At 65.0% G+C, this 22552-nt stretch carries 20 protein-coding genes; 7 read left to right on the top strand and 13 right to left on the bottom strand.

The features are described from left to right. Positions 1 to 7: 7 nt before the first annotated feature. From AC0L3U_RS18000 to cobS, 4 genes are all read right to left on the bottom strand, one after another. Positions 8 to 1804, bottom strand: a complete 1797-nt coding sequence (locus AC0L3U_RS18000; RefSeq protein ID WP_473362607.1) for a hypothetical protein — start codon at positions 1802 to 1804, stop codon at positions 8 to 10. A gap of 87 nt (positions 1805 to 1891) precedes the next feature. Continuing rightward, positions 1892 to 2965 (bottom strand): esterase-like activity of phytase family protein, encoded by a 1074-nt coding sequence (locus tag AC0L3U_RS18005; RefSeq protein WP_473362608.1) that lies wholly within the window; start codon positions 2963 to 2965, stop codon positions 1892 to 1894. After that, entirely contained in the window at positions 2962 to 4863 is a 1902-nt protein-coding gene (gene cobT / locus AC0L3U_RS18010; RefSeq protein ID WP_354207464.1) for a cobaltochelatase subunit CobT, read from the bottom strand. Before cobT ends, AC0L3U_RS18005 begins: the two co-directional genes overlap by 4 nt. A gap of 142 nt (positions 4864 to 5005) precedes the next feature. Then, positions 5006 to 6004 carry a cobaltochelatase subunit CobS gene (gene cobS, locus AC0L3U_RS18015; RefSeq protein WP_473294352.1) on the bottom strand — a complete coding sequence of 333 codons (999 nt, stop codon included), beginning with the start codon at positions 6002 to 6004 and terminating at the stop codon, positions 5006 to 5008. A gap of 320 nt (positions 6005 to 6324) precedes the next feature. Between cobS and AC0L3U_RS18020 the strand changes: the two genes are divergently transcribed. After that, positions 6325 to 6984, top strand: coding sequence for a DedA family protein (locus AC0L3U_RS18020; RefSeq protein ID WP_473362609.1), 660 nt, complete (start codon positions 6325 to 6327; stop codon positions 6982 to 6984). A gap of 165 nt (positions 6985 to 7149) precedes the next feature. On the opposite strand, the gene AC0L3U_RS18025 is transcribed toward AC0L3U_RS18020, so the two are convergent. Continuing rightward, on the bottom strand, positions 7150 to 8370 hold the full coding sequence (locus AC0L3U_RS18025; RefSeq protein WP_473362610.1) for a citrate synthase: 1221 nt from the start codon (positions 8368 to 8370) through the stop codon (positions 7150 to 7152). Positions 8371 to 8445: 75 nt separating this feature from the next. On the opposite strand from AC0L3U_RS18025, the gene AC0L3U_RS18030 reads away from it, so the two are divergent. Next, entirely contained in the window at positions 8446 to 9540 is a 1095-nt protein-coding gene (locus tag AC0L3U_RS18030; RefSeq protein ID WP_473362611.1) for a citrate synthase/methylcitrate synthase, read from the top strand. Positions 9541 to 9734: 194 nt separating this feature from the next. On the opposite strand, the gene AC0L3U_RS18035 is transcribed toward AC0L3U_RS18030, so the two are convergent. After that, a complete protein-coding gene (locus AC0L3U_RS18035) occupies positions 9735 to 10370 on the bottom strand; it encodes a J domain-containing protein (protein WP_027515160.1) in 636 nt (211 codons plus the stop codon). A gap of 152 nt (positions 10371 to 10522) precedes the next feature. Between AC0L3U_RS18035 and AC0L3U_RS18040 the strand changes: the two genes are divergently transcribed. Next, the gene (locus tag AC0L3U_RS18040) at positions 10523 to 10798 is read left to right on the top strand and encodes a BolA family protein (protein WP_473362659.1); all 276 of its coding nucleotides are present in this window, start codon (positions 10523 to 10525) and stop codon (positions 10796 to 10798) included. A 167-nt stretch (positions 10799 to 10965) separates the two neighbouring features. On the opposite strand, the gene AC0L3U_RS18045 is transcribed toward AC0L3U_RS18040, so the two are convergent. The 3 genes from AC0L3U_RS18045 to AC0L3U_RS18055 all read right to left on the bottom strand — a co-directional run bounded on the left by AC0L3U_RS18045 (position 10966) and on the right by AC0L3U_RS18055 (position 14131). Beyond that, positions 10966 to 12270, bottom strand: coding sequence for an HlyC/CorC family transporter (locus tag AC0L3U_RS18045; protein ID WP_473362612.1), 1305 nt, complete (start codon positions 12268 to 12270; stop codon positions 10966 to 10968). A gap of 92 nt (positions 12271 to 12362) precedes the next feature. Further along, positions 12363 to 13511: a 3-dehydroquinate synthase gene (gene aroB / locus AC0L3U_RS18050; protein WP_473362613.1), complete on the bottom strand. Its 1149-nt coding sequence runs from the start codon at positions 13509 to 13511 to the stop codon at positions 12363 to 12365. Beyond that, positions 13508 to 14131 (bottom strand): shikimate kinase, encoded by a 624-nt coding sequence (locus tag AC0L3U_RS18055; protein WP_473362614.1) that lies wholly within the window; start codon positions 14129 to 14131, stop codon positions 13508 to 13510. Before AC0L3U_RS18055 ends, aroB begins: the two co-directional genes overlap by 4 nt. A 184-nt stretch (positions 14132 to 14315) precedes the next feature. Here AC0L3U_RS18055 and AC0L3U_RS18060 point away from each other — a divergent pair, with 184 nt between their 5' ends. The 4 genes from AC0L3U_RS18060 to AC0L3U_RS18075 all read left to right on the top strand — a co-directional run bounded on the left by AC0L3U_RS18060 (position 14316) and on the right by AC0L3U_RS18075 (position 18622). Continuing rightward, a complete protein-coding gene (locus tag AC0L3U_RS18060) occupies positions 14316 to 14462 on the top strand; it encodes a hypothetical protein (protein ID WP_035669499.1) in 147 nt (48 codons plus the stop codon). Between the two features lie 17 nt (positions 14463 to 14479). Further along, positions 14480 to 15454, top strand: coding sequence for a site-specific tyrosine recombinase XerD (gene xerD / locus AC0L3U_RS18065; RefSeq protein WP_473362615.1), 975 nt, complete (start codon positions 14480 to 14482; stop codon positions 15452 to 15454). Between the two features lie 284 nt (positions 15455 to 15738). Then, positions 15739 to 16701, top strand: coding sequence for an acetyl-CoA carboxylase carboxyltransferase subunit alpha (locus tag AC0L3U_RS18070; protein WP_007599220.1), 963 nt, complete (start codon positions 15739 to 15741; stop codon positions 16699 to 16701). Between the two features lie 376 nt (positions 16702 to 17077). After that, on the top strand, positions 17078 to 18622 hold the full coding sequence (locus tag AC0L3U_RS18075) for a L,D-transpeptidase family protein (protein ID WP_473362616.1): 1545 nt from the start codon (positions 17078 to 17080) through the stop codon (positions 18620 to 18622). Between the two features lie 188 nt (positions 18623 to 18810). On the opposite strand, the gene AC0L3U_RS18080 is transcribed toward AC0L3U_RS18075, so the two are convergent. The 4 genes from AC0L3U_RS18080 to AC0L3U_RS18095 are packed head-to-tail and all read right to left on the bottom strand — an operon-like array spanning position 18811 to position 22550. Next, complete coding sequence (locus tag AC0L3U_RS18080) at positions 18811 to 19506, bottom strand: branched-chain amino acid ABC transporter ATP-binding protein (protein WP_275172723.1); 696 nt, start codon at positions 19504 to 19506, stop codon at positions 18811 to 18813. After that, positions 19499 to 20233 carry an ABC transporter ATP-binding protein gene (locus tag AC0L3U_RS18085; protein ID WP_007599214.1) on the bottom strand — a complete coding sequence of 245 codons (735 nt, stop codon included), beginning with the start codon at positions 20231 to 20233 and terminating at the stop codon, positions 19499 to 19501. The genes AC0L3U_RS18080 and AC0L3U_RS18085 overlap by 8 nt, the downstream gene beginning before the upstream one ends. Beyond that, the gene (locus tag AC0L3U_RS18090) at positions 20220 to 21326 is read right to left on the bottom strand and encodes a branched-chain amino acid ABC transporter permease (protein ID WP_473362617.1); all 1107 of its coding nucleotides are present in this window, start codon (positions 21324 to 21326) and stop codon (positions 20220 to 20222) included. The genes AC0L3U_RS18085 and AC0L3U_RS18090 overlap by 14 nt, the downstream gene beginning before the upstream one ends. Before the next feature lie 6 nt (positions 21327 to 21332). After that, on the bottom strand, positions 21333 to 22550 hold the full coding sequence (locus AC0L3U_RS18095) for a substrate-binding protein (RefSeq protein ID WP_007599205.1): 1218 nt from the start codon (positions 22548 to 22550) through the stop codon (positions 21333 to 21335). Positions 22551 to 22552: the final 2 nt, after the last annotated feature.

Consider the following 22552-nt stretch of genomic DNA (forward strand, 5'->3'; position numbering starts at 1 on the left):
GCTATGTTCACCATGAGTTCAGGACACCCGGCAGCACCACCCAATAAATGACAAAGCACGTCCAGCTCTCGCGATAGCTCTCGACCCCTAAAAACGCGATCACGCCAAGGCCAACGATCCACATCGCCCAGCACAGGTTGGATGCGATCTCGAGACGCCCGGGCTGCGGCCCATTGCTGGACCACCAGAGCGCATAGAAATCCAACTCAGGACCGAGCGCGACAAACCGCGCAATGTCGTCGAGTCTCGGGTGCTCAAAGGCGGCGCCGTGATCGCCGGCGATGTATTTGAGGTTGAACACCTTCCCGTCGTCCCCCGTGCCGTGACGAAAGCCGCGGAAGCCGGCCGAGCCGATGTCGAGCAGCCCCGGCTTTGGCTCGTCGATCTTCAGGAAGTCCGCGACATGCTGGAAAAACTGCGGGAAGAGCGCGACAACCCAGTCCCCGGCGGCACAGATATTCCAGACTCGCCCCGTCACGCGCTCGGCGGCGATAAACTTGTCCCAGCGGTAATGCGCAGGCACCACACTACCTGCAAAGAACACGTTTCTGATCTTCAGGACCACATAGTTTTGCAGCGCGCTTGCGAGAATGTAGGTACCGTTGCTGTGGCCAATATAGTCAACGCTGCTCGTCTCCAGGGCCGGATACATCGCCCTCGCCTGCGTGTACTGATCCATGAACCAGCGCACGTTGCGTTGACGGTCCCAGTAGAACAGGAACGGCAGCATCGCGAACCTGCGGTAGAGCGGCGGGATGACTTTCACGCGCACCGCCGCGGCGCCGATCTGCCGCTCGATCGCCCACTTCACCTCAGCCGGCCAAGTGCCCTCATCACGTATACCGTGCATGACGAAGACGAGATGCGTGATGTTCGGGTCGGTCTTGAGTGCCGTGATCTTGTCAGCCCAATAGGGCGGAAACGCACCTCCCACGGTCGTCAGCGCCATCCGAATAGCTTCGCCCGACGGAGTGAGATCATTCTTTTGGGAATCACGATAGATGAGCGAAGCAATCTCGGCGTGCGAGAGGCCCTCCAGCGTCTTGATCATCACGCTGCCAGGAGACCCGGCCTCGAGGTCGATACTGTCGTCGCGGTCAACCAACTCATCCTTGGCGCCGAGCAGATGGATAATCAGCGGCCGCTCGTCTTCTGGCAGCGCTCGAAACAGCTCGATCCACTGCACCCGCATGTTGGCGACGAAAGGCGAGCCCTGCATCAGGCTTGCGATGAACTGGCCTGTCCCCGTCAATCGGCCGATCTCTATCGCAAGTTGGCCGATGATGTATTTGGGGAAACTCAAGTTCTTCGGCTTGTGGCTCGGCCAGCCGCGGTTCGGTGCCGCGAGGGACACGAAGCGCTCAACGCGACCTACCCAGTGATGCCGACCGCTCTCGCGCTGCTGGGGACGGTCCTCAAAACCGTGTCCCCAGAGCAAAACCTTGCGGAGCAGAAGCCCGCCGGTGCTGTAGCCGAACAGGATGATCTTCTCATAATCATGCGTGTTGTGAGCCCTGTCGATCGCAGTCTCGATCGTCTGCGTGATGTCATAGGGATCGATGTTGGACGCCCAGCCATGGCTGTAAGTGGGGATAAGCACGTCGGCGGACGGGTAAGCCTCCCGCACCAGCTTTTCGAGATCGGGTCTCGATGCTCGCCCGCCGAGCGCAGGGCTGTAAACAACCAGGATCTTGTGCTCCCGGGGAATCGTTTCGACGCCACCGGCGGTCCCAAAATCGAAATATCTCAGTCCGAACAGGATGAATAGAACGACGATCCAAACGAGCACCTCAAGCCCGGACATTATCCCCATCCTTCAATCAATGCGGCTACAATCGATCAAATACACCTCGATCATCGCGCAATCGAATTGCCGGGGTCAAGCGGACGATCACTCCACCAGCGCGAACTGCAGCAGCAGCGTGCGCTGGAGCATCGAGAAATTGTCGTCGGACACCAGCGTCAGCACGGTCTCGCCGTCGGCGGTGACGTGGGCGTCGATGCCTTCCATGTTGTCGATCTCGTGGCCGAGATCGGCCTTGAACAGCACGGGGCCGTCGACCAATGCGCCCGGCGCGATCGATTTCAGAGGGATCGCGCGGATGCGGATATCGACGCCGGTGAACCAGGAGAATTTGCGTTCGAGGATCAGGAGATCGCCCGAGGGCAGCAGCACGGCGTCGCTGATGAGCTGCTGGTCGGTGCGGCGAATGCTGAACTGGCCCGGCGTGGGGCCGCCGATCAAAAAGCCGATCAGATTGCCGTCGGCATCGAAGCCGCCCTCCGACAGCGCGATCAAGGTGCCCGCGAGCGGCTGCCCCTTTGATATGTCCTTGGGGACGAACACCAGCGCCTCGAGCCCTTTGTTATAAGGCAGTTTTCGCACTGCCGGCGACGTCGGCAGCACCTCGCCGCGGGCGCGCGTGCCGCCCTTCGCAAAATCGAACCGCATGATGTGGTTGACGCGTTCAAGCCCGACATAGACGAGGTCGCCGTCGCGCGCGAGCGCCTCGGTGTCGTACCACAGCCGCTTCTCCGTGATCGGCCGCCCCTCCGCATTGAGCACCGGCGCGGCCTCGACGTCGTCGAGACCGGTCATGCTCCGCCCGGAATAGCGGATGCGACCGGTGAACCAGGTGCCCTGGTCGGAGATCGCGAGGAAGCGCTCGCCTTTGCTGTCGAGAAAGCGGAAGCCGGACAGGCCGCCGAAGCCGCGATGCGGCGAGGTCAGCACCAGGCCGCCGCGATAGTCCAGCGAACCGAACCGCGTGCGCGCGCGGTCGCGCGGCTCGAAATTGGGGATCGGCCGCGCGTTGACCTCGATTCCGACGGGCGCGGCGACGGCGTGCTCGATGAGCGCCGGCTTCGGCGCAGGCTGTGCCTGCGCCAGGCGAGACAGTGCGAGAGTGGAAAATCCCGCCGCCGCGTGGCCGATAAAGCTGCGGCGGGATCGATGGTTGCTCACGAATGCAGTTTGCGTCGCGGGCGACCGGCCGGTTGCGTGGGCGCGGTGTTGGTCTCGCTGAACAGTTCGGCTAGCTTCTCGGTGATGGCGCCGCCGAGCTCTTCGGCGTCCACGATCGTCACTGCGCGGCGATAATAGCGCGTGACGTCATGGCCGATGCCGATCGCGATCAGCTCGACCGGCGAGCGGGTCTCGATCTCCTCGATGATGTGGCGCAGGTGCCGCTCGAGGTAGTTGCCGGGATTGACCGACAGCGTGGAATCGTCGACCGGCGCGCCGTCCGAGATCATCATCAGGATCTTGCGCTGCTCGGGCCGGCCGAGCAGGCGCTTGTGCGCCCAGTCCAGCGCCTCGCCGTCGATGTTCTCCTTCAACAGCCCCTCGCGCATCATCAGGCCGAGATTCTTCCGCGCACGGCGCCAAGGCGCGTCCGCCGACTTGTAGATGATGTGGCGGAGATCGTTGAGGCGGCCGGGACTGGCCGGCTTGCCGGCGGCAAGCCACGCCTCGCGCGATTGCCCGCCCTTCCAGGCGCGCGTGGTGAAGCCCAAAATCTCGACCTTGACGCCGCAGCGCTCCAGCGTGCGGGCGAGGATGTCGGCGCAGGTCGCCGCGACCGTGATCGGGCGCCCGCGCATCGAGCCGGAATTGTCTAAGAGCAGCGTCACCACGGTATCGCGGAACGTCGCCTCCTTCTCGTGCATGAAGGACAGCGGGTGATAGGGATCGGTCACCACGCGCGACAGCCGCGCGGGGTCCAGAATGCCCTCTTCGAGATCGAACTCCCAGGCGCGGTTCTGCTGCGCCATCAGACGGCGCTGCAGCCGGTTGGCGAGACGGGCGACGATGCCCTGCAGATGCGCGAGCTGCTTGTCGAGATAGGCACGCAGCCGCTCCAGCTCGTCATGGTCGCAGAGGTCCTCGGCGGCGATGACCTCGTCGAACTTCGGCGCGAAGGCATGATATTCCGGCCCGCGCGGCTCGTTCTTGCCATGCGAATTCGGCCGCGTCGCCTCGCCCGGCGTCTCGTCGTCGCCGAGCTCGCCGTCGTCGAAGGTGTCGGAGGTCGAAGCCTGCGCGCTTTCCATCGCGCTCTCGCTCATCTCCTCGCTCGAGGCCTGCGCCTGGTCGGCGCTCATCTCCTGCGCGGCGTCGGAATCGGGCGAGCCCTCGGCACCGGACTGATCGTTGTCGCCGTCCTGGTTCTCGTCGTTCTCGTCATTGTCTTCGCTGTCGGCGCTGCGCTCGTCGCCGATCTCGAGCGCCGTCAGGAGATCATGCACGGCATCGCCAAACCTGGTCTGGTCCTCGACCACGGTATCGAGCCGGTCGAGCCGCCTGCCGATCTTGTCTTCGAGAATGGGGCGCCAGAGATCGACCATCTTCTTGGCGGCCGTCGGCGGCGCCATGCCGGTCAGGCGCTCGCGCACCAGCATCGCCAGCGCGTCGGCGAGCGGCGCGTCGGCGCGATCGGTGATCTCGTCGAACTTGCCGCGATGGAAATGGTCATCGAGCATCGCGGTTAGGTTTTTCGCAACGCCCGCCATGCGCCGCGCGCCGATCGCCTCGACCCGGGCCTGCTCCACCGCCTCGAACACGCCGCGCGCCTGCGGATTGCCCGGCATCAGCTTGCGATGCACCTTTGGATCATGACAGGCGAGCTTGAGTGCGATGGAATCGGCATGGCCGCGCACGATCGCGGCATCGCGCCTGGTCATCTTTCGCGCAGGCTCGGGCAGCCGCGCCTTGCCCGGCGCGAGCCCGGGACGCTCGGCGGCGAAGCTGACGTCGAGCTCGGGGGCCTTGGCGATCGCCTTCAGGCAGGAGGCCACCGAGCGCTTGAACGGCTCGGTCGGGGCTTCCTTGGTGTTGCGGAATTTGGAGTTGGAGGTGGTCATTTCACCCTATCCGTCGTCCCGGCGAAGGCCGGGACCCATAACCACCGGCCGTAGTCGGTCAGGGAAAATTATTGGCGTCGCTTCATTCTGAGAGACCTCGCGGTATGGGTCCCGGCTTTCGCCGGGACGACATCACACAAGATCAGGACAGCGCCACGTTCACCGCCGATTCCGGCAGCTCCGCGTTGAAGCAGCGCTGGTAGAACTCGGCGACGAGGGGACGTTCGAGCTCGTCGCATTTGTTGAGGAAGGTGACCCGGAACGCAAAACCAATGTCGCTGAAGATGTCGGCATTCTCGGCCCAGGTGATCACCGTGCGCGGGCTCATCACCGTCGACAGATCGCCATTGGCGAAAGCGTTGCGGGTGAGATCGGCGAGGCGAACCATCTTGTTGACGATGTCGCGGCCCTCCTGGGTGCGATAGTGCTTGGCCTTGGCCAGCACGATCTCCACTTCCTCGTCATGGGCGAGATAGTTCAACGTGGTGACGATCGACCAGCGATCCATCTGGCCCTGGTTGATCTGCTGGGTGCCGTGATAGAGGCCCGAGGTGTCGCCGAGGCCGACGGTATTGGCGGTCGAAAACATGCGGAACGACGGGTGCGGCTTGATCACCTTGTTCTGGTCGAGCAGCGTCAGGCGGCCGGAGACCTCCAGCACGCGCTGGATCACGAACATCACGTCCGGGCGGCCGGCGTCGTATTCGTCGAACACCAGCGCGATGTTGTGCTGGAGCGCCCAGGGCAGGATGCCGTCGCGGAATTCGGTGACCTGCTTGCCGTCGCGGACCACGATCGAGTCCTTGCCGACCAGGTCGATACGGCTGATGTGGCTGTCGAGATTGACGCGCACGCAGGGCCAGTTCAGCCGCGCGGCGACCTGCTCGATATGGGTGGATTTGCCGGTGCCGTGATAGCCCGTGACCATGACGCGGCGGTTGTGGGCGAAGCCGGCGAGAATGGCGAGCGTGGTGGCGCGATCGAAGCGGTAATCGGAATCGACTTCGGGCACGTGAGGATCGACTTCGGAATAGGCTGGGACTTCGAGATCGCTGTCGATCCCGAACACCTGGCGCACCGACACCTTCATGTCGGGCAAACCGGAAACTCCCTCAACTTTGGACATCGCGGCGGTCGTCATCAATCCTCCGAGGTCCCGGGCGATCCCGTGACCAGTTATTGCACGTTGGCTGCGGCTGGGTGCGATCGCGAACCTATCAGAGACAACGTGCGGGCAGAAGCCCGCCCCCCAATCAAAGTTCCGTTGTCTTTTCATTTAGATAGGCAAGGAACGCGATTTTTGGAAGGCTGCCCTGCGAATCACGCCTGAATTTCGTGCCAAGGGCGCGGTCCTGCCCACGCGGGTGGCACTTTTACCGCCGCCCGTTACTTGTGTAGGGTCCGATGTAGGGTCCGAACCCCAAGCCAATCCATAAGGCCCAATCCCACCACAGAGACGACGTGACGTCCTTTCTCGATCCCCTCATTTCCTTCGTCTCGGCCCATGCGTGGCTGGCCTATCTGACCCTGTTCCTGGCGGCCCTGCTGGAGGCGGTTCCGGTGGTGGGGTCGGTGATCCCCGGCTCGACCATCATCCTGGCGCTAAGCGCCCTGGTCCCGGGCGGCGAGCTCAGGCTGCAATGGGTGTTGCTGGCGGCGGCGCTCGGCGCAGTGCTCGGCGACGGTTCGGCCTACTGGATCGGCCACCGGCAGCAACGGGAGATCCTCAACACCTGGCCGCTGACCAATTATCCGCGTGTGGTCGACCAGAGCGAGAATTTCTTCCACCGCTTCGGCACCTGGGCGGTGTTCTTCGCCCGCTTCGTGCCGCCGATCCGTGCCTTCGTCCCGGTCACCGCGGGCGCGCTGGGCATGCCCCCGGCCCGCTTCTATGCCATCAACATCCCGGCGATCCTGGTCTGGGCGCCGGCGCATGTGCTGCCGGGTGTTTTGGCGGTCTCAGTGCTGCACGAATATGCCGGGCTGCACCACCATGGACATGTCGGCAAGCACATCTGGATCCTGACCGTGATCGGCGTCGCGATCGTGCTGGGCCTGGCGGTCTGGATCTATCGCCGCCGGAATGGCGGTGGTGTGGCGGCGGCGAAGCCGCGCGGATAGACCTCTCCCTGCGTCGTCCTGGCGAAAGCCAGGACCCATTGCCACAAGGGGCGGTTTGGCGAAGAATCGTCGTTCGGTACTCCCGGCGCCCCATCGCTAGATTCCGCGGTATGGGTCCTGGCTTTCGCCAGGACGACGGCGGAGAATGCGGCCCGCGCGGAATTTCTAATCCGCAACCCCCGCCCTCCGCCCCGGCGCCGGTCCCACATACCTTGCCCGCGGCCTGATCAGCTTGCCGTGCTGTAGCTGCTCGCTCGCATGAGCGATCCAGCCGACGCTGCGGGCCATCGCGAACAACGCGAGCTCGCTGCCTCCCGGCAGGCGCAACGCGTGCACGAGCACCGCGAGCGCGTAATCGATGTTGACGAGCTCGCCGGTCGCCTCCGCGATCCGCTCGGGCACCTCCTTGGTGAATTTGCGCGGTGCGCCGGCGCGGGCCAGGGCATTCAGGAGCGACTGCGCGCGCCGATCGCCCCGTTTGTAGACACCGTGGCCGAAGCCGGCAAAGCGTTCGCCGAGCGCGACGCGTTCGCGGACCATCGGCTCGACGTCACGATCCACCAGCGCCTTGACGAGCTGCGAGGCGAGCACACCGGCGCCGCCGTGCTTCGGTCCCTTCAGCGCGGCGAGGCCGGCGATGACGGAATCATAAAGATTGAGGCCGGTCGAGGCCGCGCAGCGCGCGGTGAAGGTGGACGCGTTCAATTCATGCTCGGCGAGCAGCACCAGCGCGCGGCGGATCAGATCGGCCGCGTGCTTGTTGTCGGGCGCCCAGGCCCTCGCGATCTGCTGGTGCAGTGGCTCGGCGGACGGCTCCATGTTGAGCATGGTCGCGACCAGGAGCCGGACGATGCGCGCACCGACCATCGCACGTCCATCATGCGCGCGGGTGAAGGCGCGCGGATCTGCGCTCGACGCGAGCGCCAGCACGGCAATGGCGCGATCGATCGGCGCGGCGCGACGCGCGGCCTGCGCGATCAGGCGCATCTCATCGGACATCGCAGGCTGATTATCCGGCGCGAACGGATCGACGCCGGAGACGTCCCACAGAAGCGTCGCCGTGTGCTCCAGCGTGTCGTTTTCGGCGAGATCGACGCAATTGACGCCGCGATAGATCGCGCCGTCCTCGGTGATGGTGGAGATCTCGGTGTCCATGACCGGCAGATCGGCATCGAAGCTGCGCAGGCCGCGCGGCTCCGGCGACGGCACCCGGCGCTCCTTCAGCGCCCGGACGTCCTCGGCGCGATAGCGGTTCTTGCGCGAGTCCGGCGTCGGCTCGGAGCGGACCAGGCCGCGGCTGACATAGGCGTAGAGCGTGGCCGGCGAGATCGCGAGCTCGGCGGCGGCTTCCCGGGCGGAGAGGTAGAGACCTTCCGAATTTTTCATATTGATTTATGTAATCAAGATTGATCAATCTGTCGAGAGGCCTGACCTTTGGCTGGTGCAAAGGAGATTTGGGCCATGAACATCCACCTCACCAAGAGCCAGATCGGGCTGGACGGCGTTCCCGCGGCCGAAACCGTGCTGAGCCATGTCCACGGCGAGCGCGGCGAGTTGATCATCGCCGGCGAGCATGTCGGCCGATTGGCGAGCCAGTCGAGCTTTGAGGGCGTCACCGCCCGGCTCTGGAACGGCGCCAGCATGACCGCGCTGAGCGAAGCCAATGTGCGCGCGAGCCTGGGCGCCGCACGCGAGCGCGCCTTCGCGCGGCTGGACGAGCTGCTGCCGGCAACGCGCGGAATGGGCGTCGTCGACGGGTTTCGCGCGGCGGTCGCGGGACTTCGCGCCGAGCACGGCCTCGCGCATGAGGCGACGATCGTCGGCGCATTCCCGGTGATTGCGGGCGCGCTCGTCCGCCGCGCCAGGGGTCTCGATCCCGTGGCGCCCGATCCCAACGTGAGCCACGCCGCCGATACGCTTCGCATGCTGTACGGGCGCGCGCCTGAACCACGCGAGGTCACGGCGCTGGACGCCTATCTCGTCACCGCCAGCGACCACGGCATGAACGCCTCGACCTTCACCGCGCGCGTGGTGGCCTCGACGCAGGCTGACCTGTTTGCCGCCGTCACCGCCGGCTATTGCGCGCTGACGGGCCCGCTGCATGGCGGCGCGCCGGAGCCGGTGCTGGAAATGCTCGACGCGATCGGCTCGCGCGAGCGCATCCAGCCCTGGGTGGACGCGGCACTCGCCCGCGGCGAGCGGATGATGGGTTTTGGCCACCGCGTCTATCGCGTGCGCGATCCGCGCGCCGACGTGCTCAAGGCCGCGATCGAGGTGCTGGCCTCGGACGGCGCCGACCTGCCCTTTGCCGGCGAGGTCGAAGCCTATATCCGCGCAGCCTTGCGCAAGAAGAATCCGGACCGGCCGCTGGAGACCAATGTGGAGTTCTTCACCGCGATCCTGCTCGATGCGCTGGCTATCCCAAGGCAGGCCTTCACGCCGATCTTCGCGGTGGCGCGCGCCGCCGGTTGGACCGCGCATGCGCGCGAGCAGCAGCGGACCGGGCGGCTGATCCGGCCGAGCTCGTCATATGTGGGGGCGATGCCGGAGGCGTGATGAAGGAGCCCGGATGGAACGGCGTCTTTCCCTCTCCCCTTGTGGGAGAGGGTGGCTCGCCGCGCAGCGGCGAGACGGGTGAGGGGTTCTCTCCCCACACAATGCCTTGCATTGGAATTTGAGGAAGCAACCCCTCATCCGGCGCTTCGCGCCACCTTCTCCCACAAGGGGAGAAGGGAAGACAGTGCGCGGCCTCAGGCCTCGCGCACCACGGTCTTCAGATAATTATACGCCTTGATGATCTCGATCAGGCGGTCCTCGGTGGAGCGGTCGCCACCGTTGGCGTCGGGGTGGTGCTGCTTCACCAGCGCCTTGTACTTGGACTTGACGTCGGCGAGCGTGGACTCCGGGCCGAGGCCCATCACCTGGAGCGCCTTGCGCTCGGCGTTCATGATCTTGCGCGTCTCGGCCTTGGGCGCGGCCTGCGGACCGGCGCGCCAGCCGGTGCGGCCGTTGAGCTCCTGGAACATGCTGAACGGATCGAAGGCGCCGTCGATCTCGGCTTCCGCGCCTTTCTTGACGCCGCCATTGGCGCCCATCTTCCAGGTCGGACGATGACCGGTCAGCGCATCCTTCTGATAGCGCGCGACGGCGTCGGCATTCATGCCGGAGAAGAAATTGTAATTCTGGTTGTACTCGCGCACGTGGTTCAGGCAGAAGTGCCAGTACTCACGCTGATTGTCGCGACCCTTGGGCGCACGATGCGCGCCCTTGTTCTGACACCCGGTCCATTCGCAATTGACCACGGCGTCGCGCGGCTTCACTTCCGGCTGCTTGCCTTTCGGCTTGATCCGGATGGAGTCGAAGAACTTTGATGAATCGATCGGCATGGCTGACTTTGACTACGCAATGCAAAAACCTTCAAGTCTTGACATTGCAATTAGCTGAAAAGCATAGCCGAAACTATGCTGAGGCGTCCTTGAACGACCGCCAGAGGCGGCCTATGCAATACGGAGAGCGATCTCGCACCGTAATGACCCAGATGCCCATCAGAGACACTATCAGCAACAAGTTGCAGGAAGCTTTCACGCCGGAAAGCCTGCAAGTCGTCGACGAGTCACATTTGCATGAGGGCCACGCCGGCCATCGGCCGAGCGGCGAGACGCACTTCCGCGTTTATATCGTGTCTTCCGCCTTCAAAGGGAAGAGCCGGGTCGATCGCCACCGCATGATAAATTCGGCGCTCGCCGCGGAACTCTCCGGCAGCGTGCACGCGCTGGCGATCCACGCGCAAGCGCCAGGAGAAGGCGGGAGCTAGCTCGCCAATTCGAGCGTCAGACGGCGCCATTTCTCCTCATCCTGAGGAGCGCGCACTTGCGCGCGTCTCGAAGGATGCAGGCCCCCGCTGCGGCATCCTGGCCTGCATGGTTCGAGACGCGCCTTGCGGCGCTCCTCACCATGAGGGGCAACAGGGTCATGCGAATCCTAAAACGACGTCCCCGCCCGCCGCCGCTTGGCTTCCTCCATCTCCGTCTCGCGCGGCACCGGGGAAATACGGAGCGCGGTGATGCGGTTGCGTTCGCGGCGGAGGACGCGGAAGCGGAAGCCGTGAAAGGTGAAACTCTGGCCGCGGTCGGGGATCGAGCGCGCCTCGTGGATGACGAGGCCGGCGACCGTCGTTGCCTCTTCGTCAGGCAGGTGCCAGTCCATGGCGCGGTTGAGGTCGCGGATCGGCACCGAGCCGTCGACGACGACCGAGCCGTCCGGCTGGGCGCGCACGCCCGCGACCACGACGTCGTGCTCGTCGGAGATGTCGCCGACGATCTCTTCCAGAATGTCTTCCAGCGTCACGAGCCCTTCAACTTCGCCGTACTCGTCGACGACCAGGGCGAAATGGGTCTTGCGGCGGCGGAACGCCTTGAGCTGCTCGGAGACGGGCCGCATCTCCGGCACGAACCACGGCGGCAGCGCGATGGTGGAAACGTCGATGCGCGAGGTCTCGCCGTCGGCCGCGCGGATCGCGCGCAGCAAATCCTTGGCGTGGAGCACGCCGATGATGTTTTCCGGCTTCTCGCGCCACAGCGGGATGCGGGTGTATTCGGCCGCCAGCACCTCGCGCACCAGATCCTCCGGCGGCAGGTCGGCGTTGATCATCGTCATCTCGGTGCGATGGATCATGACGTCGGAGACCTGGAGCTCGCGCAGATCGAGCAGCCCGCCGAGCATGTCGCGGTCGTGCTTCTCGAACTTGCCTTCATGGTGCAGCAGGTCGACCGCGCCGCGCAGGCGCTCGGTCGGCGACAGGATCGCCTGGTGCTCGCCGGCAAGGCCAAACAGGCGCATCAACAGCCGCACGATGACTTCCACGATCCGCAGCAGCGGCCCCAGCACGTACATCGTCAGCCGCATCGGGCGCGCCACCGCCAGCGCCATGCGGTCGGGCGCGTTGATCGCGATGGTCTTGGGCAGCACCTCGGCGAAGATCACGACCAGCGCGGTCATCAAGCCGGTGGCATAGAGCACGCCGACATCGCCGAACCAGGCCGTGAAGATGCTGGTGGCCAGGGCGGATGCACTGATATTGGCGATGTTGTTGCCGAGCAGCAGCGCGCCGATCAGGCGCTCGCGCATGTCGAGCAGTTGCGAGACCACGTCGGCGTCGCGATTACCCTGCTTGGAGAGCCGCAGCATGCTGGCGCGCGAGGCGCCGGTCAGCGCGGTCTCGCTCGCGGCGAAGAAGCCGGAGACGAGCAGGCAGAGAACGACGATGGTGAATCCGAGCCAATCCATGAACCACTCTGGTTTCTTGTTTTGACGCGTTTTCTTGACGCGAACCGGTACCCACTTCGCTCGAAAACGCTTTAGCGCCGTTCAACCGCGTGTCACGCCTTGTGGGCGAGCTTGTCCTTGAGGAAGTCGCGCACCGGAGCCGGCTCCACGTTCTTCACGACGACGGCGCGCCCAACAGCCTCCAGCAGGATGAAGGTGAGCCTGCCGCGCACGACCTTCTTGTCCTGCGCCATCAGCGCCATCAGCGCGTCGGCATCGGCAAGCCCCTCCTGCGCGAAGCCCGCGATGTCCTGCAAGCGCGTCGGCAAACCGGCTTCGATGAGGTGACGCTCGACGCGCGCGGCATCCGCGTCGCCAATCATGCCGAGCTTCGCCGAAAACTGCGCCGCCAGCGTCATGCCGATCGAAACGCCCTCGCCGTGAAACAGGCGGTCGGAGAAGCCGGTCGCGGCTTCCAGCGCATGGCCGAACGTATGGCCGAGATTGAGCAGCGCACGCTCGCCGGTCTCGCGCTCGTCGCGCGAGACCACGCCGGCCTTGGCGCGGCAGGAGGTCGCGATCGCATGTTCGCGCGCCGAGCCGCCTTTGGAGATGTCGGAATGGTTCTTCTCGAGCCAGGCGAAGAAGGCCTCGTCGCCGAGCACGCCGTATTTGGCGACCTCGGCGTAGCCGGCGCGGAACTGCCGCGGCGACAACGTGTCGAGCACGGCGGTGTCGGCGATCACAAGCACCGGCTGGTGGAAGGCGCCGAGCAGATTCTTGCCCTGCGGCGAGTTGATGCCGGTCTTGCCGCCGACGGAGGAATCGACCTGCGCCAGCAGCGAGGTCGGCACCTGCACGAAATCGACACCGCGGCGCAGGATCGCCGCGGCAAAGCCGGCGAGATCGCCGACCACGCCGCCGCCGAGTGCGATGACGAGATCGTTGCGTTCGATCTTCGCGGCGATCAGGGCCTCGCTGACCTTTTCGAGACCGGCATAGGTCTTGGAGATCTCGCCTTCATCGACGACGATGCGCGATGTCGCAATGCCGCTGGCTGCGAGCGAAGCCTCGGCAGGCTCGAGCCAGTATTTCGCGACGGTGCGATCCGTCACGATCGCGGTGCGCACGCCGGGGCGCAGGCGCGCGACGCGTTCGCCGAGCGAAGCCAGCACGCCGCGTCCGATGACGATGTCATAGGCGCGATTCTCCAGCGCGACCTCGACGTTGACAGGATCGGAATGTTTCAAAGGCGCGGTCATCGTGCGGCACTCGCGACGTCGGCTGGTGGCGGGGACGCCCGTTCGCCGCAAAGATGCGCGCGTAGCGTCTCGATGGTCTCATCGACGATTCTGTCGTGCGGCACGTCGCGCGAGGCAATAGTGAGGTCGGCATGGCCGTAGACCGGCTCGCGCTCGGTGAGCAGGCGCGTCACGGTTCCTTCCGGATCGGCGGTCTGCAGCAGCGGACGGTCGGCGCGCCGGCGCACGCGGCGCATGATGACGTCATGATCGGCCTTGAGCCAGATCGAGATCGCCTTTGCCGCGATCCGGGTCCGCGTCTCCTCGCGCATGAAGGCGCCGCCGCCGGTCGCCAGCACGATGGGGCCGCCGTCGAGCAGACGCGCGATCACGCGGGCCTCGCCGTCACGGAAATGCGGCTCGCCGTGGCGCTCGAAAATTTCCGGTATGGTCATGCCGGCCGCCGCCTCGATCTCGGTGTCGGCATCGACGAAGGGCAGCTTGAGCCGGAGAGCCATGCGGCGGCCGATGGTGGATTTGCCCACCCCCATCATGCCGACGAGCACGATCGAGCGCGTCCCCAGCGCCGACAGAATGTCGGCCTCAGGCGAAGCTTGGATCGGCAACGCGGCGTCGGGCATCGGTCTCGCTCGAATGGGTCTCGCTCGATCTGCCGCCAAAGGCGGCATCCTTTGGCCACCTATACGACCCCGCAGGGGCCCTCGCCAGAGGACTCTTGCCACGAAACGGCGAACGTGTTGGATGATTTCATTGGTTAATTTGCCCGCCAAGCCCCTGACCGAGACCCTCTCCGAGATCCTGCCGATGCCCAGCCTGTTCCGCTTCCTGACGGTCGTCGCTGTGATCGCCGGCATCGTCTATGGCGTGGTCTTCGCGCTGGCGAACTTCGTCAATCCCAAGCCGCGGGAAATGACGGTGACGATCCCGCCGGATAAGTTTCTCAAGAAATAGGGGCTAGCCTCCGGGGCATGCGTGCCAGACCTTCCGATAACAAGCCCTCAGATACAAAACTCACCGGCCTGTTCCTCGACATGCTCGCGGCGGAACAGGGTGCCGGCCCCAATACGCTCGATGCCTATCGCCGCGACCTCACCGACTTCTCCGAGTTTCTCGGCCGCGTCGGCCATGCATTCGCGGACGCGGAAACGCAGACGCTGCGGGACTATCTCGCCGATCTCGACACGCGCGGCTTCAAGTCCACCAGTGTCGCGCGACGGCTGTCGGCGATGCGGCATCTCTATCGTTTCCTCCTGAACGAACGCATCAGAACCGACGATCCCGCGGCGATCCTGTCCGGCCCGAAGCGCGGCCGTGGCCTGCCGAAGGTGCTGTCGATCGCGGATGTCGACCGCATGCTCCGCCGCGCCAAGGAATTGAGCGAGGCGGAGGCTGCCTCGCCCTCGAAACGGCTGCGCGCCCTCAGACTCTATTGTCTGCTCGAGGTGCTCTACGCCACCGGCTTGCGCGTCTCCGAGCTGGTGGCGCTGCCGCGCACGGCCGCGAAGCGCGACGCCCGCATGATCGTGGTGCGCGGCAAGGGTAACAAGGAACGGCTGGTGCCACTCAACGAGGCCTCGCGCCAGGCGATGGCCGATTATCTCGCGGCGACGGAGACCGCCAAGGAAAGCAACAAGAAGAACAGCGTGGCGGCCTCGAAATGGTTATTCCCCTCGTTCGGCGAGAGCGGGCATCTGACGCGACAGCATTTTGCCCGCGACTTGAAAGAGCTTGCGGTCGCCTCGGGCCTGCAGGCCCGGCTGGTCTCCCCCCACGTGCTACGCCACGCCTTCGCCAGCCACCTGCTGCACAACGGGGCCGATTTGCGCATCGTGCAGACGCTGCTCGGCCACACCGACATCTCGACCACCCAGATCTACACCCATGTGGTCGAGGAGCGGCTGAAGAGCCTGGTCCGCGACCTGCACCCGCTGGCGGAGAAGTAGTTGGTGCCGTAGCTGCAGTAGCCCGGATGAGCGAAGCGACATCCGGGATTGACGATCGAGGCGACCTGCCCCGGATATCGCTTCGCTCATCGGGGCTACGGTACGGTCACAGCCCGAAACCGCCTTGACTTCGGCCACATCTCCGCAGAAAGAGCCGGGGCCTTACGATGATTTGGCCGGTACTCCCAGCGAGTACACAAGCCAACTCATTGACGAACCTACACTTCTTTCCGCGACATCGAATCCGCTTCGCCGCCTCGCCCCGTTCTCCCTATATTGAGTTGATGCCAGACCAGATGCGCAGCTATCTCGATTTCGAAAAGCCCGTCGCCGAGCTCGATTCCAAGCTCGATGAATTGCGGACGCTTGCGGCCTCCGGCAGCGACATCGCCGAGGAGATCGGGCGGATCGAGGACAAGGCGGCGCAGGCGATGGCCGACCTCTATCTGAACCTGACGCCATGGCAGAAGACGCTGGTCGCGCGACATCCGCAGCGGCCGCATTTCAACGACTTCATCAAGGGCCTGATCACCGAGTTCACCCCGCTCGCCGGCGACCGCAAGTTCGGCGAGGACGAGGCGCTGGTGGCCGGCTTCGGCCGCTTCCGCGGCGAGGCCATCTGCGTGATGGGCCAGGAAAAGGGCGATTCCACCGAGAGCCGCATCAAGCATAATTTCGGCATGGCGCGGCCCGAGGGCTATCGCAAATGCGTGCGGCTGATGGAGATGGCCGAGCGGTTCGGCCTGCCGGTGCTGTCGCTCGCCGATTCCGCCGGCGCCTATCCCGGCATCGGCGCGGAAGAGCGCGGCCAGGCCGAGGCGATCGCGCGTTCCACCGATGCCTGCATGGCGCTGACCGTGCCGAACGTCGCCATCATCACCGGCGAGGGCATGTCGGGCGGCGCCATCGCCATCACCACCGCCAACAAGGTGCTGATGCTGGAGCACGCGATCTACAGCGTGATCTCGCCCGAGGCGGCGTCATCGATCCTCTGGCGCGACGGCTCCAAGGCGCAGGAAGCCGCCAACAACATGAAGATCACGGCCCAGGACATGCTCCGCTTCGGCGTGATCGACAGCATCCTGAAGGAGCCGGTCGGCGGCGCCCATCGCGACCCCGCCGCGATGATCGCCACCACGGGCGACGCCATCGCCAAGGCCTTTGACGAGCTCCGGGGCCTGGATGGAGACGCCATCCGCAAGCATCGGCGGCAGAAATTCCTCGATATCGGCCGGAAACTGGGCTGATTCGGGCGGTTTGGGGCCCGCAGCGGCGGTGCGCTCCCTCCCCCGCTTGCGGGGGGAGGTGAAGAGCCCCCGGTAACCCCGCGTTAACCCTTTTTTTGCCCAAATCAGCGATCTCTGTACCGGTTTGGCCGCGAGGCCCAAGTTACGGCCCAGTTTAAGTCTTCGTTGACCACGCCTTTGGGCCAACGGGCTCGTGATCCCCGTTCGGGTTGCGACCACATGACCCAGAGGTTAGAATTTTAATCAATGGCTTCAGGGCATAAGCGCTGGAGCGTGATTGCGAAAAAAGCCCGTCGCGACGGGTCCGGGTCTCCGGTCGGATCATGCTTCAAGATTGGGGTTTGCGCGCGATGCCCTGGACGGTGTGGGGTCCATCTTGATTTCTCGTTCGCTTGCTCGCGCGTTTCTGGTTTCGGTGGCGCTTGCCGCCAGCTTCGTGCTGGCCGGCTGCGATACCGACCAGGTTTCGCTTGCGACCAATGCCAAGGCCAACCAGCCGGTGCCGCCAAAACTTCTCGCCGCGATGGTCGAGAAGAACATGGACCTGCAATCCCCGATCCTGGTGCGGCTGTTCAAGCAGGAGGCCGAGCTCGAGGTCTGGAAGCAGACCCGCAACGGCCAGTTCGCGCTGCTCAAGACCTATCCGATCTGTCGCTGGTCGGGCGACCTCGGCCCGAAGGTGCGCGAAGGCGACCGCCAGGCGCCGGAAGGATTCTACTCGATCAATCCGGGCCAGATGAATCCGCAGTCCGCGTACTATTTGTCGTTCAACACGGGCTATCCGAACGCGTTCGACAAGGCCTTGGGCCGCAGCGGCTCGCAGCTGATGGTGCATGGCGATTGTTCGTCGCGCGGCTGCTACGCGATGACGGACGAGCAGATCGCCGAGATCTATTCGCTCGGGCGCGAATCTTTCTTCGGCGGTCAGAAGGCGTTCCAGCTGCAGGCCTATCCGTTCAAGATGACGCCGGTGAACATGGCCAAGCACCGGAACAATCCGAACATGCCGTTCTGGAAGATGATCAAGGAAGGCTATGATCATTTCGAGGTGACGCGGCAGGAGCCGAAGGTCGATTTCTGCGAGAAGAAGTATGTGTTCGACGCGGCGAAGCCGGCCGACGCCAAGCGTGATCCGGTGTTCGACGCGTCCGCGAAGTGCCCGGCCTATGTGATCCCCGAGGAGATCGCCAGCGCCGTGCGCGAGAAGGATGCGCGCGACCAGGCGGAGTACAGCAAGCTGGTCTCGCGCGGCACACCCGTTGCGCGCATGAACACCGGCATCGACGGCGGCATGAACAAGATCTTCGCCGCGAAGATTCCGGAAGGCTCGACCGGCCTGTCCGAGGGCGCCGAAGGCACCACCTTGCAGATGCTGGCGATGGCGAAGGCGCCGGGCACGATCCCGGGACACGTCAATCCGCCGAAGCCGAATCTCGATGCAGCCGCGCCCTCGCCGCAGGAAGAGCCGGTCGTCGCCGTCAGCGCGCCCGCCGCCAACGCCCGCGTCGCCACCGCAGCCCCGCCCGAGAAATCCGGCTTCTTCTCGAATCTCGGCCGCAAGATGGGCGTGGGCAACGCCGACGCGACGGCGACCACGCCTCCGCCGCAGGCCACGGCATCCGTCGCCCCGGCCGCGACGACCACGACGCCGCCCACGGCAGCGTCCCGGCTGAAAGCCGCGGTAACCCGGTTCGTTCCGGGTCGCGACACGTCCAAGGAAGCAGCGAAGGACGCGCCGAAGCCGGCTGTTGCCGCAGCCAAGCCCGCCGAACCTGCGAAGCCCGACACCCGCCTCGCCGCGACCCGCCCGACGCTGAAGCCGTCGGTGTCGGATGGCGCGGGTGAAGCGACCCAGATCATGGGCGCCGCGCCGGTGGTGCAGTCGAACTCGTTCGACAGCCGGTTCGGGGCGGTGAAGTAGGCGGGCGCTCCGCTTAATCTCTCCGATCCATCCCAGCCTGACGCCGTCATTCCCCGCGAAGGCGGGGAATCCAGTATTCCAGAGGCACCCCTTATCGATCGAGAAGCTGCGGCGTACTGGATGCCCCGCCTTCGCGTGGCATGACAGCCGAGTTCGGTGTGAGAGCGACGCGCTTCACGCGCGCTTTCCTACGGCGCCAGATACCGCAGCAGCTCCGGATTGCCCCTCACCTCGGCCGCCTCGCCTTGCAGCGCGACGCGGCCGCGGTCCAGCACGTAGGCGTAGTCCGCGACGCGGAGCGCGAGGTCGAGGTGCTGCTCGACGATGATGACGGCGATGGTTTTTGCGAGCTCGATCAGGCGTTCGGTGATCTCCTCGATCACGCCGATCCAGACGCCCTCGGTCGGCTCGTCGAGCAGAAGCAGCTTGGGATCGCCCAGCATCGCGCGGCCGATGGCGAGCATCTTGCGCTCGCCGCCGGACAGCGTGCCGGCGGGCTGGTCGAGGCGCTGGCCGAGCTTTGGGAAGATGGTCAGCACGTGGTCGACCGCGTCGGCCTTCCTGCTCGCGAGCGAGCCGACCGCGAGATTGTCGCGCACCGACAGGCGCGCGAACACCGAATGCTCCTGCGGCACGTAGCCGATGCCGGCGCGCACGCGCTCCTGGGTCGCGCGGCGGCTGATGTCGCGGCCGTCGAAGGCGACCTCGCCCTTCCACGCCGGCAGCTCGCCGACGATGGTCTTCATCAGCGTGGTCTTGCCGGCGCCGTTGCGGCCGAGCACGGCGACACCGCCGCGCCAGGGAATGCCGAGGTTGACGTCGAACAGGACCTGGCTGCGGCCATAGCCGGCGTCGAGATGCTTGATGTCCAAAAATTCAGGCACGGCGCAAATAGATCTCCTGGACGGCCTTGTTGGCCTGGATCTCCGACACCGTGCCGGACGCCAGCACCTTGCCCTGGTCGAGCACAGTGAGGCGATCGCAGATGTCGCGGATGAAATCGAGGTCGTGCTCGACGATGACGAGCGAGCAATGTTTTTTGATCGGTTGCAGCAATTCGCCGGTGACGCGGCGCTCCTCCAGGCTCATGCCGCCGGTGGGCTCGTCCAGCAGCAGAAGCTTCGGCTTGCCGGCCAGCGCCATCGCGATCTCCAGCCATTGCTGCTGGCCGTGCGACAGCGCTGCGGCCGCATCGAAAGCGCGGTCGGCAAGGCGAAACTGCGTCAGCATGGTCATGACCTGATCGTGCAGGAGCCCGCGCGTGCGCGAGAACACGAGGTCGAACAGCGAGGACTGCGCCTGCAGCGCGAGCAGGATGTTGTCGTAGAGCGTCAGCGTCGGCAGTACGGATGTGATCTGGAATTTCAGGCTCATGCCGGCGCGGGCACGCTCGGTCGGCGTGAACGCGGTGATGTCGGTGTTGATAAAACTCACCTTGCCCTGCGTCGGCACCTCGGCGCCCGCAATGCACTTCATCAGCGTGCTCTTGCCGGAGCCGTTCGGACCGATCAGGCCGTGAAACTCGTTCTCGCCGACGGTGAGCGCGGCGCCATCGAGCGCGGTGAGCTTCCCGAAGATCTTCTTGACGCCGGTCGCTTCAAGGAGCGGCATCGCGCTTCTCCTTCCCGATCTTGCTGGATTTGCCACCAAAGCTGCCGACTCGCTCGCGTTCGCCGAGCACGAAACTGATCAGGCCGAGCGGCCGGAACAGAATCACGAGCAAGAGCAGCACGCCGAGGATGATCGGCCAGACCTCGCGGTAATTGTCCGAGAGCCAGAAGCTGACGCCCTCGACGATGACGGCACCGATGACTGCGCCGATCAGCGTGCCGGAGCCGCCAAACAGCACGTAGAGCACCACTTGCGTCGAGACGACGACGCCGACCATGTTGGGCCAGACGAAACCTTCGTGGAAGGCATAGAGGCTGCCGGCAAGACCCGCCACCGCGCCGCCGATCGCGAAGATGATCGCCTTCAGGTGCTGCGCCTTGTAGCCGAAAAAGGCGATGCGCTGCTCGTTCTCGCGCAATCCCGCGAGCGCCAACCCGAACTGCGAGCGCACCAGAAAACGGCAAAGCAGGTAGACCACGACAAGAAGGCCAAGCACGAGATAGTAGAACGGCGGCCCTTCCGAGAATTCGTAACTGCCGAGCGTCATCGACGAGATCGAGGGGATGCCGTTCTGGCCACCGAGATAGTACCAGCCGCGCGCCAGCCGATCGGCGGCGTAGGATCCGGTCAGCGTGCCCAGCGAGACGAAGATCACGCTGGAGGGATGCCGCCCCAGCAGCAGGAAGCCGCCGAGCAGCAGCGCGAAGGTGAGCCCGATCAGCGTTCCCGCAGGCAGCACCAGGAAGATATTGGTGATGTCGAGATCGCGCGCGAGCAGCGCCACGCCATAGCCGGCCGACCCGAAAAACAGCGCTTGGCCGAAGCTCATGATGCCGGCATAGCCCCACACCAGATCGAACGACAGCGCGAACAGCGCGAGAATGATCACGCGCGTTGCGAACACCGTGAGGTAGTCCTGCAGCACCAACGGCGCGAACAGCGCCGCGACCAGCACGACGCCCTCCACGATCGGCAGGATTTTCCGCACCGAACCGGCTTGCCCTGCTGATCCGTGTTCAACCATGGCAACGTTCGGCTCCCCGCCGACCTCGGCGGGGACTGCCTGCTTCACTGCGCCCATCGCTTTCGGCATTCGACTCTAGCATTCCTTGGGATCGACGAGGCCGTCGCTGCGTCCGACGATCTCGTAGTTCCCGCCCTTGGCGACCGCGGTGTACATCTTCATCTTGCAGTGCCGCTTGCCCGGCACCATCTCGGCCGGTCCACCCGGGCCTTCCGCGATCTTGGCGTGGTCGAGCGTAGCCGCGACCGACTCGCGGTCGATCTTGCCGGCTTCCTTGACGGCGGCTTCCCACAGCTTCAGGCCGCGATAGGTACCGGTGGCGGCGCTGCCGGCGGCGAACAGGAAATTGCCCGGGAAATCCTTCTCGTAGGCCGCCTGGATTTTCGCGTCGAACGGGTTCTCCTTGGTCAGCACCTTGAAATAATCGAGACAGCTGGCGAGACCCTCGATCTCGGCCGCCTGATTGATGTTGAGCGTGTTCTCGTCATAGTAGACGCAGGCCAGCCGCCCGCCGTTCTTGAGGAAGCCGGCTTCATAGAGCTGCTTGAAGAACGGACCGACGCCCGGCGGGATGACGGTGTTGAAGACGACGTCGACCTTGTTGGAGATGATGCGGTTGACGGTCGACGAGAAGTCGACCTGGTCGAGCGGATAGTATTCCTCGAACACGACCTCGCCGCCGTTGGCCTCGATCACCTTGCGGGCGTAGACGTTGAGCGTGTGCGGCCAGACATAGTTGGCGCTCGGCAGCGCGAACTTCTTGCCGCCGTTCTTGATCAGCCAGGGAATAAACTCGTCGCACTGCTGCGCGGGCGTCGGCCCGGTGCAGAACAGATAGGGCGTGCACTCCTTGCCTTCGTAGAGCTGCGGGTAGATGTAGAGCGTCTTGCCGCGCGCCACGATTGGGTCCTTGATGGCGTTGCGCATCGACGAGGTGATGCCGCCCAGCACCATGTCGACCTTGTCGCGCTGGATCAGCTTGCGGACGTTGCCGACCGCGACGGATTCGTTCGAGGCGGTGTCCTCGATGTAGAGCTCGAGCGGACGGCCGAGCAGACCGCCGCCGGCGTTGATCTCCTTGATCACCATCTTCGCAACATTGGCGTCGGCATTGCCGGCGTAGGCGATCGGTCCGGTGAGATCGGTGGCGATGCCGACCTTGATCGGGGCTTCGGCCGCATTGGCCCAGGGCGCCGGGATCACCCAGCTGCCGACGCCGGTTGCGACCGCCCCGGAGGCAAAGGCGAAATTCGAGAGGAAGCGGCGGCGGGAGAGCTGAGTGCGATCGGACATGT

Source organism: Bradyrhizobium sp. Kon69 (genome assembly GCF_055807515.1).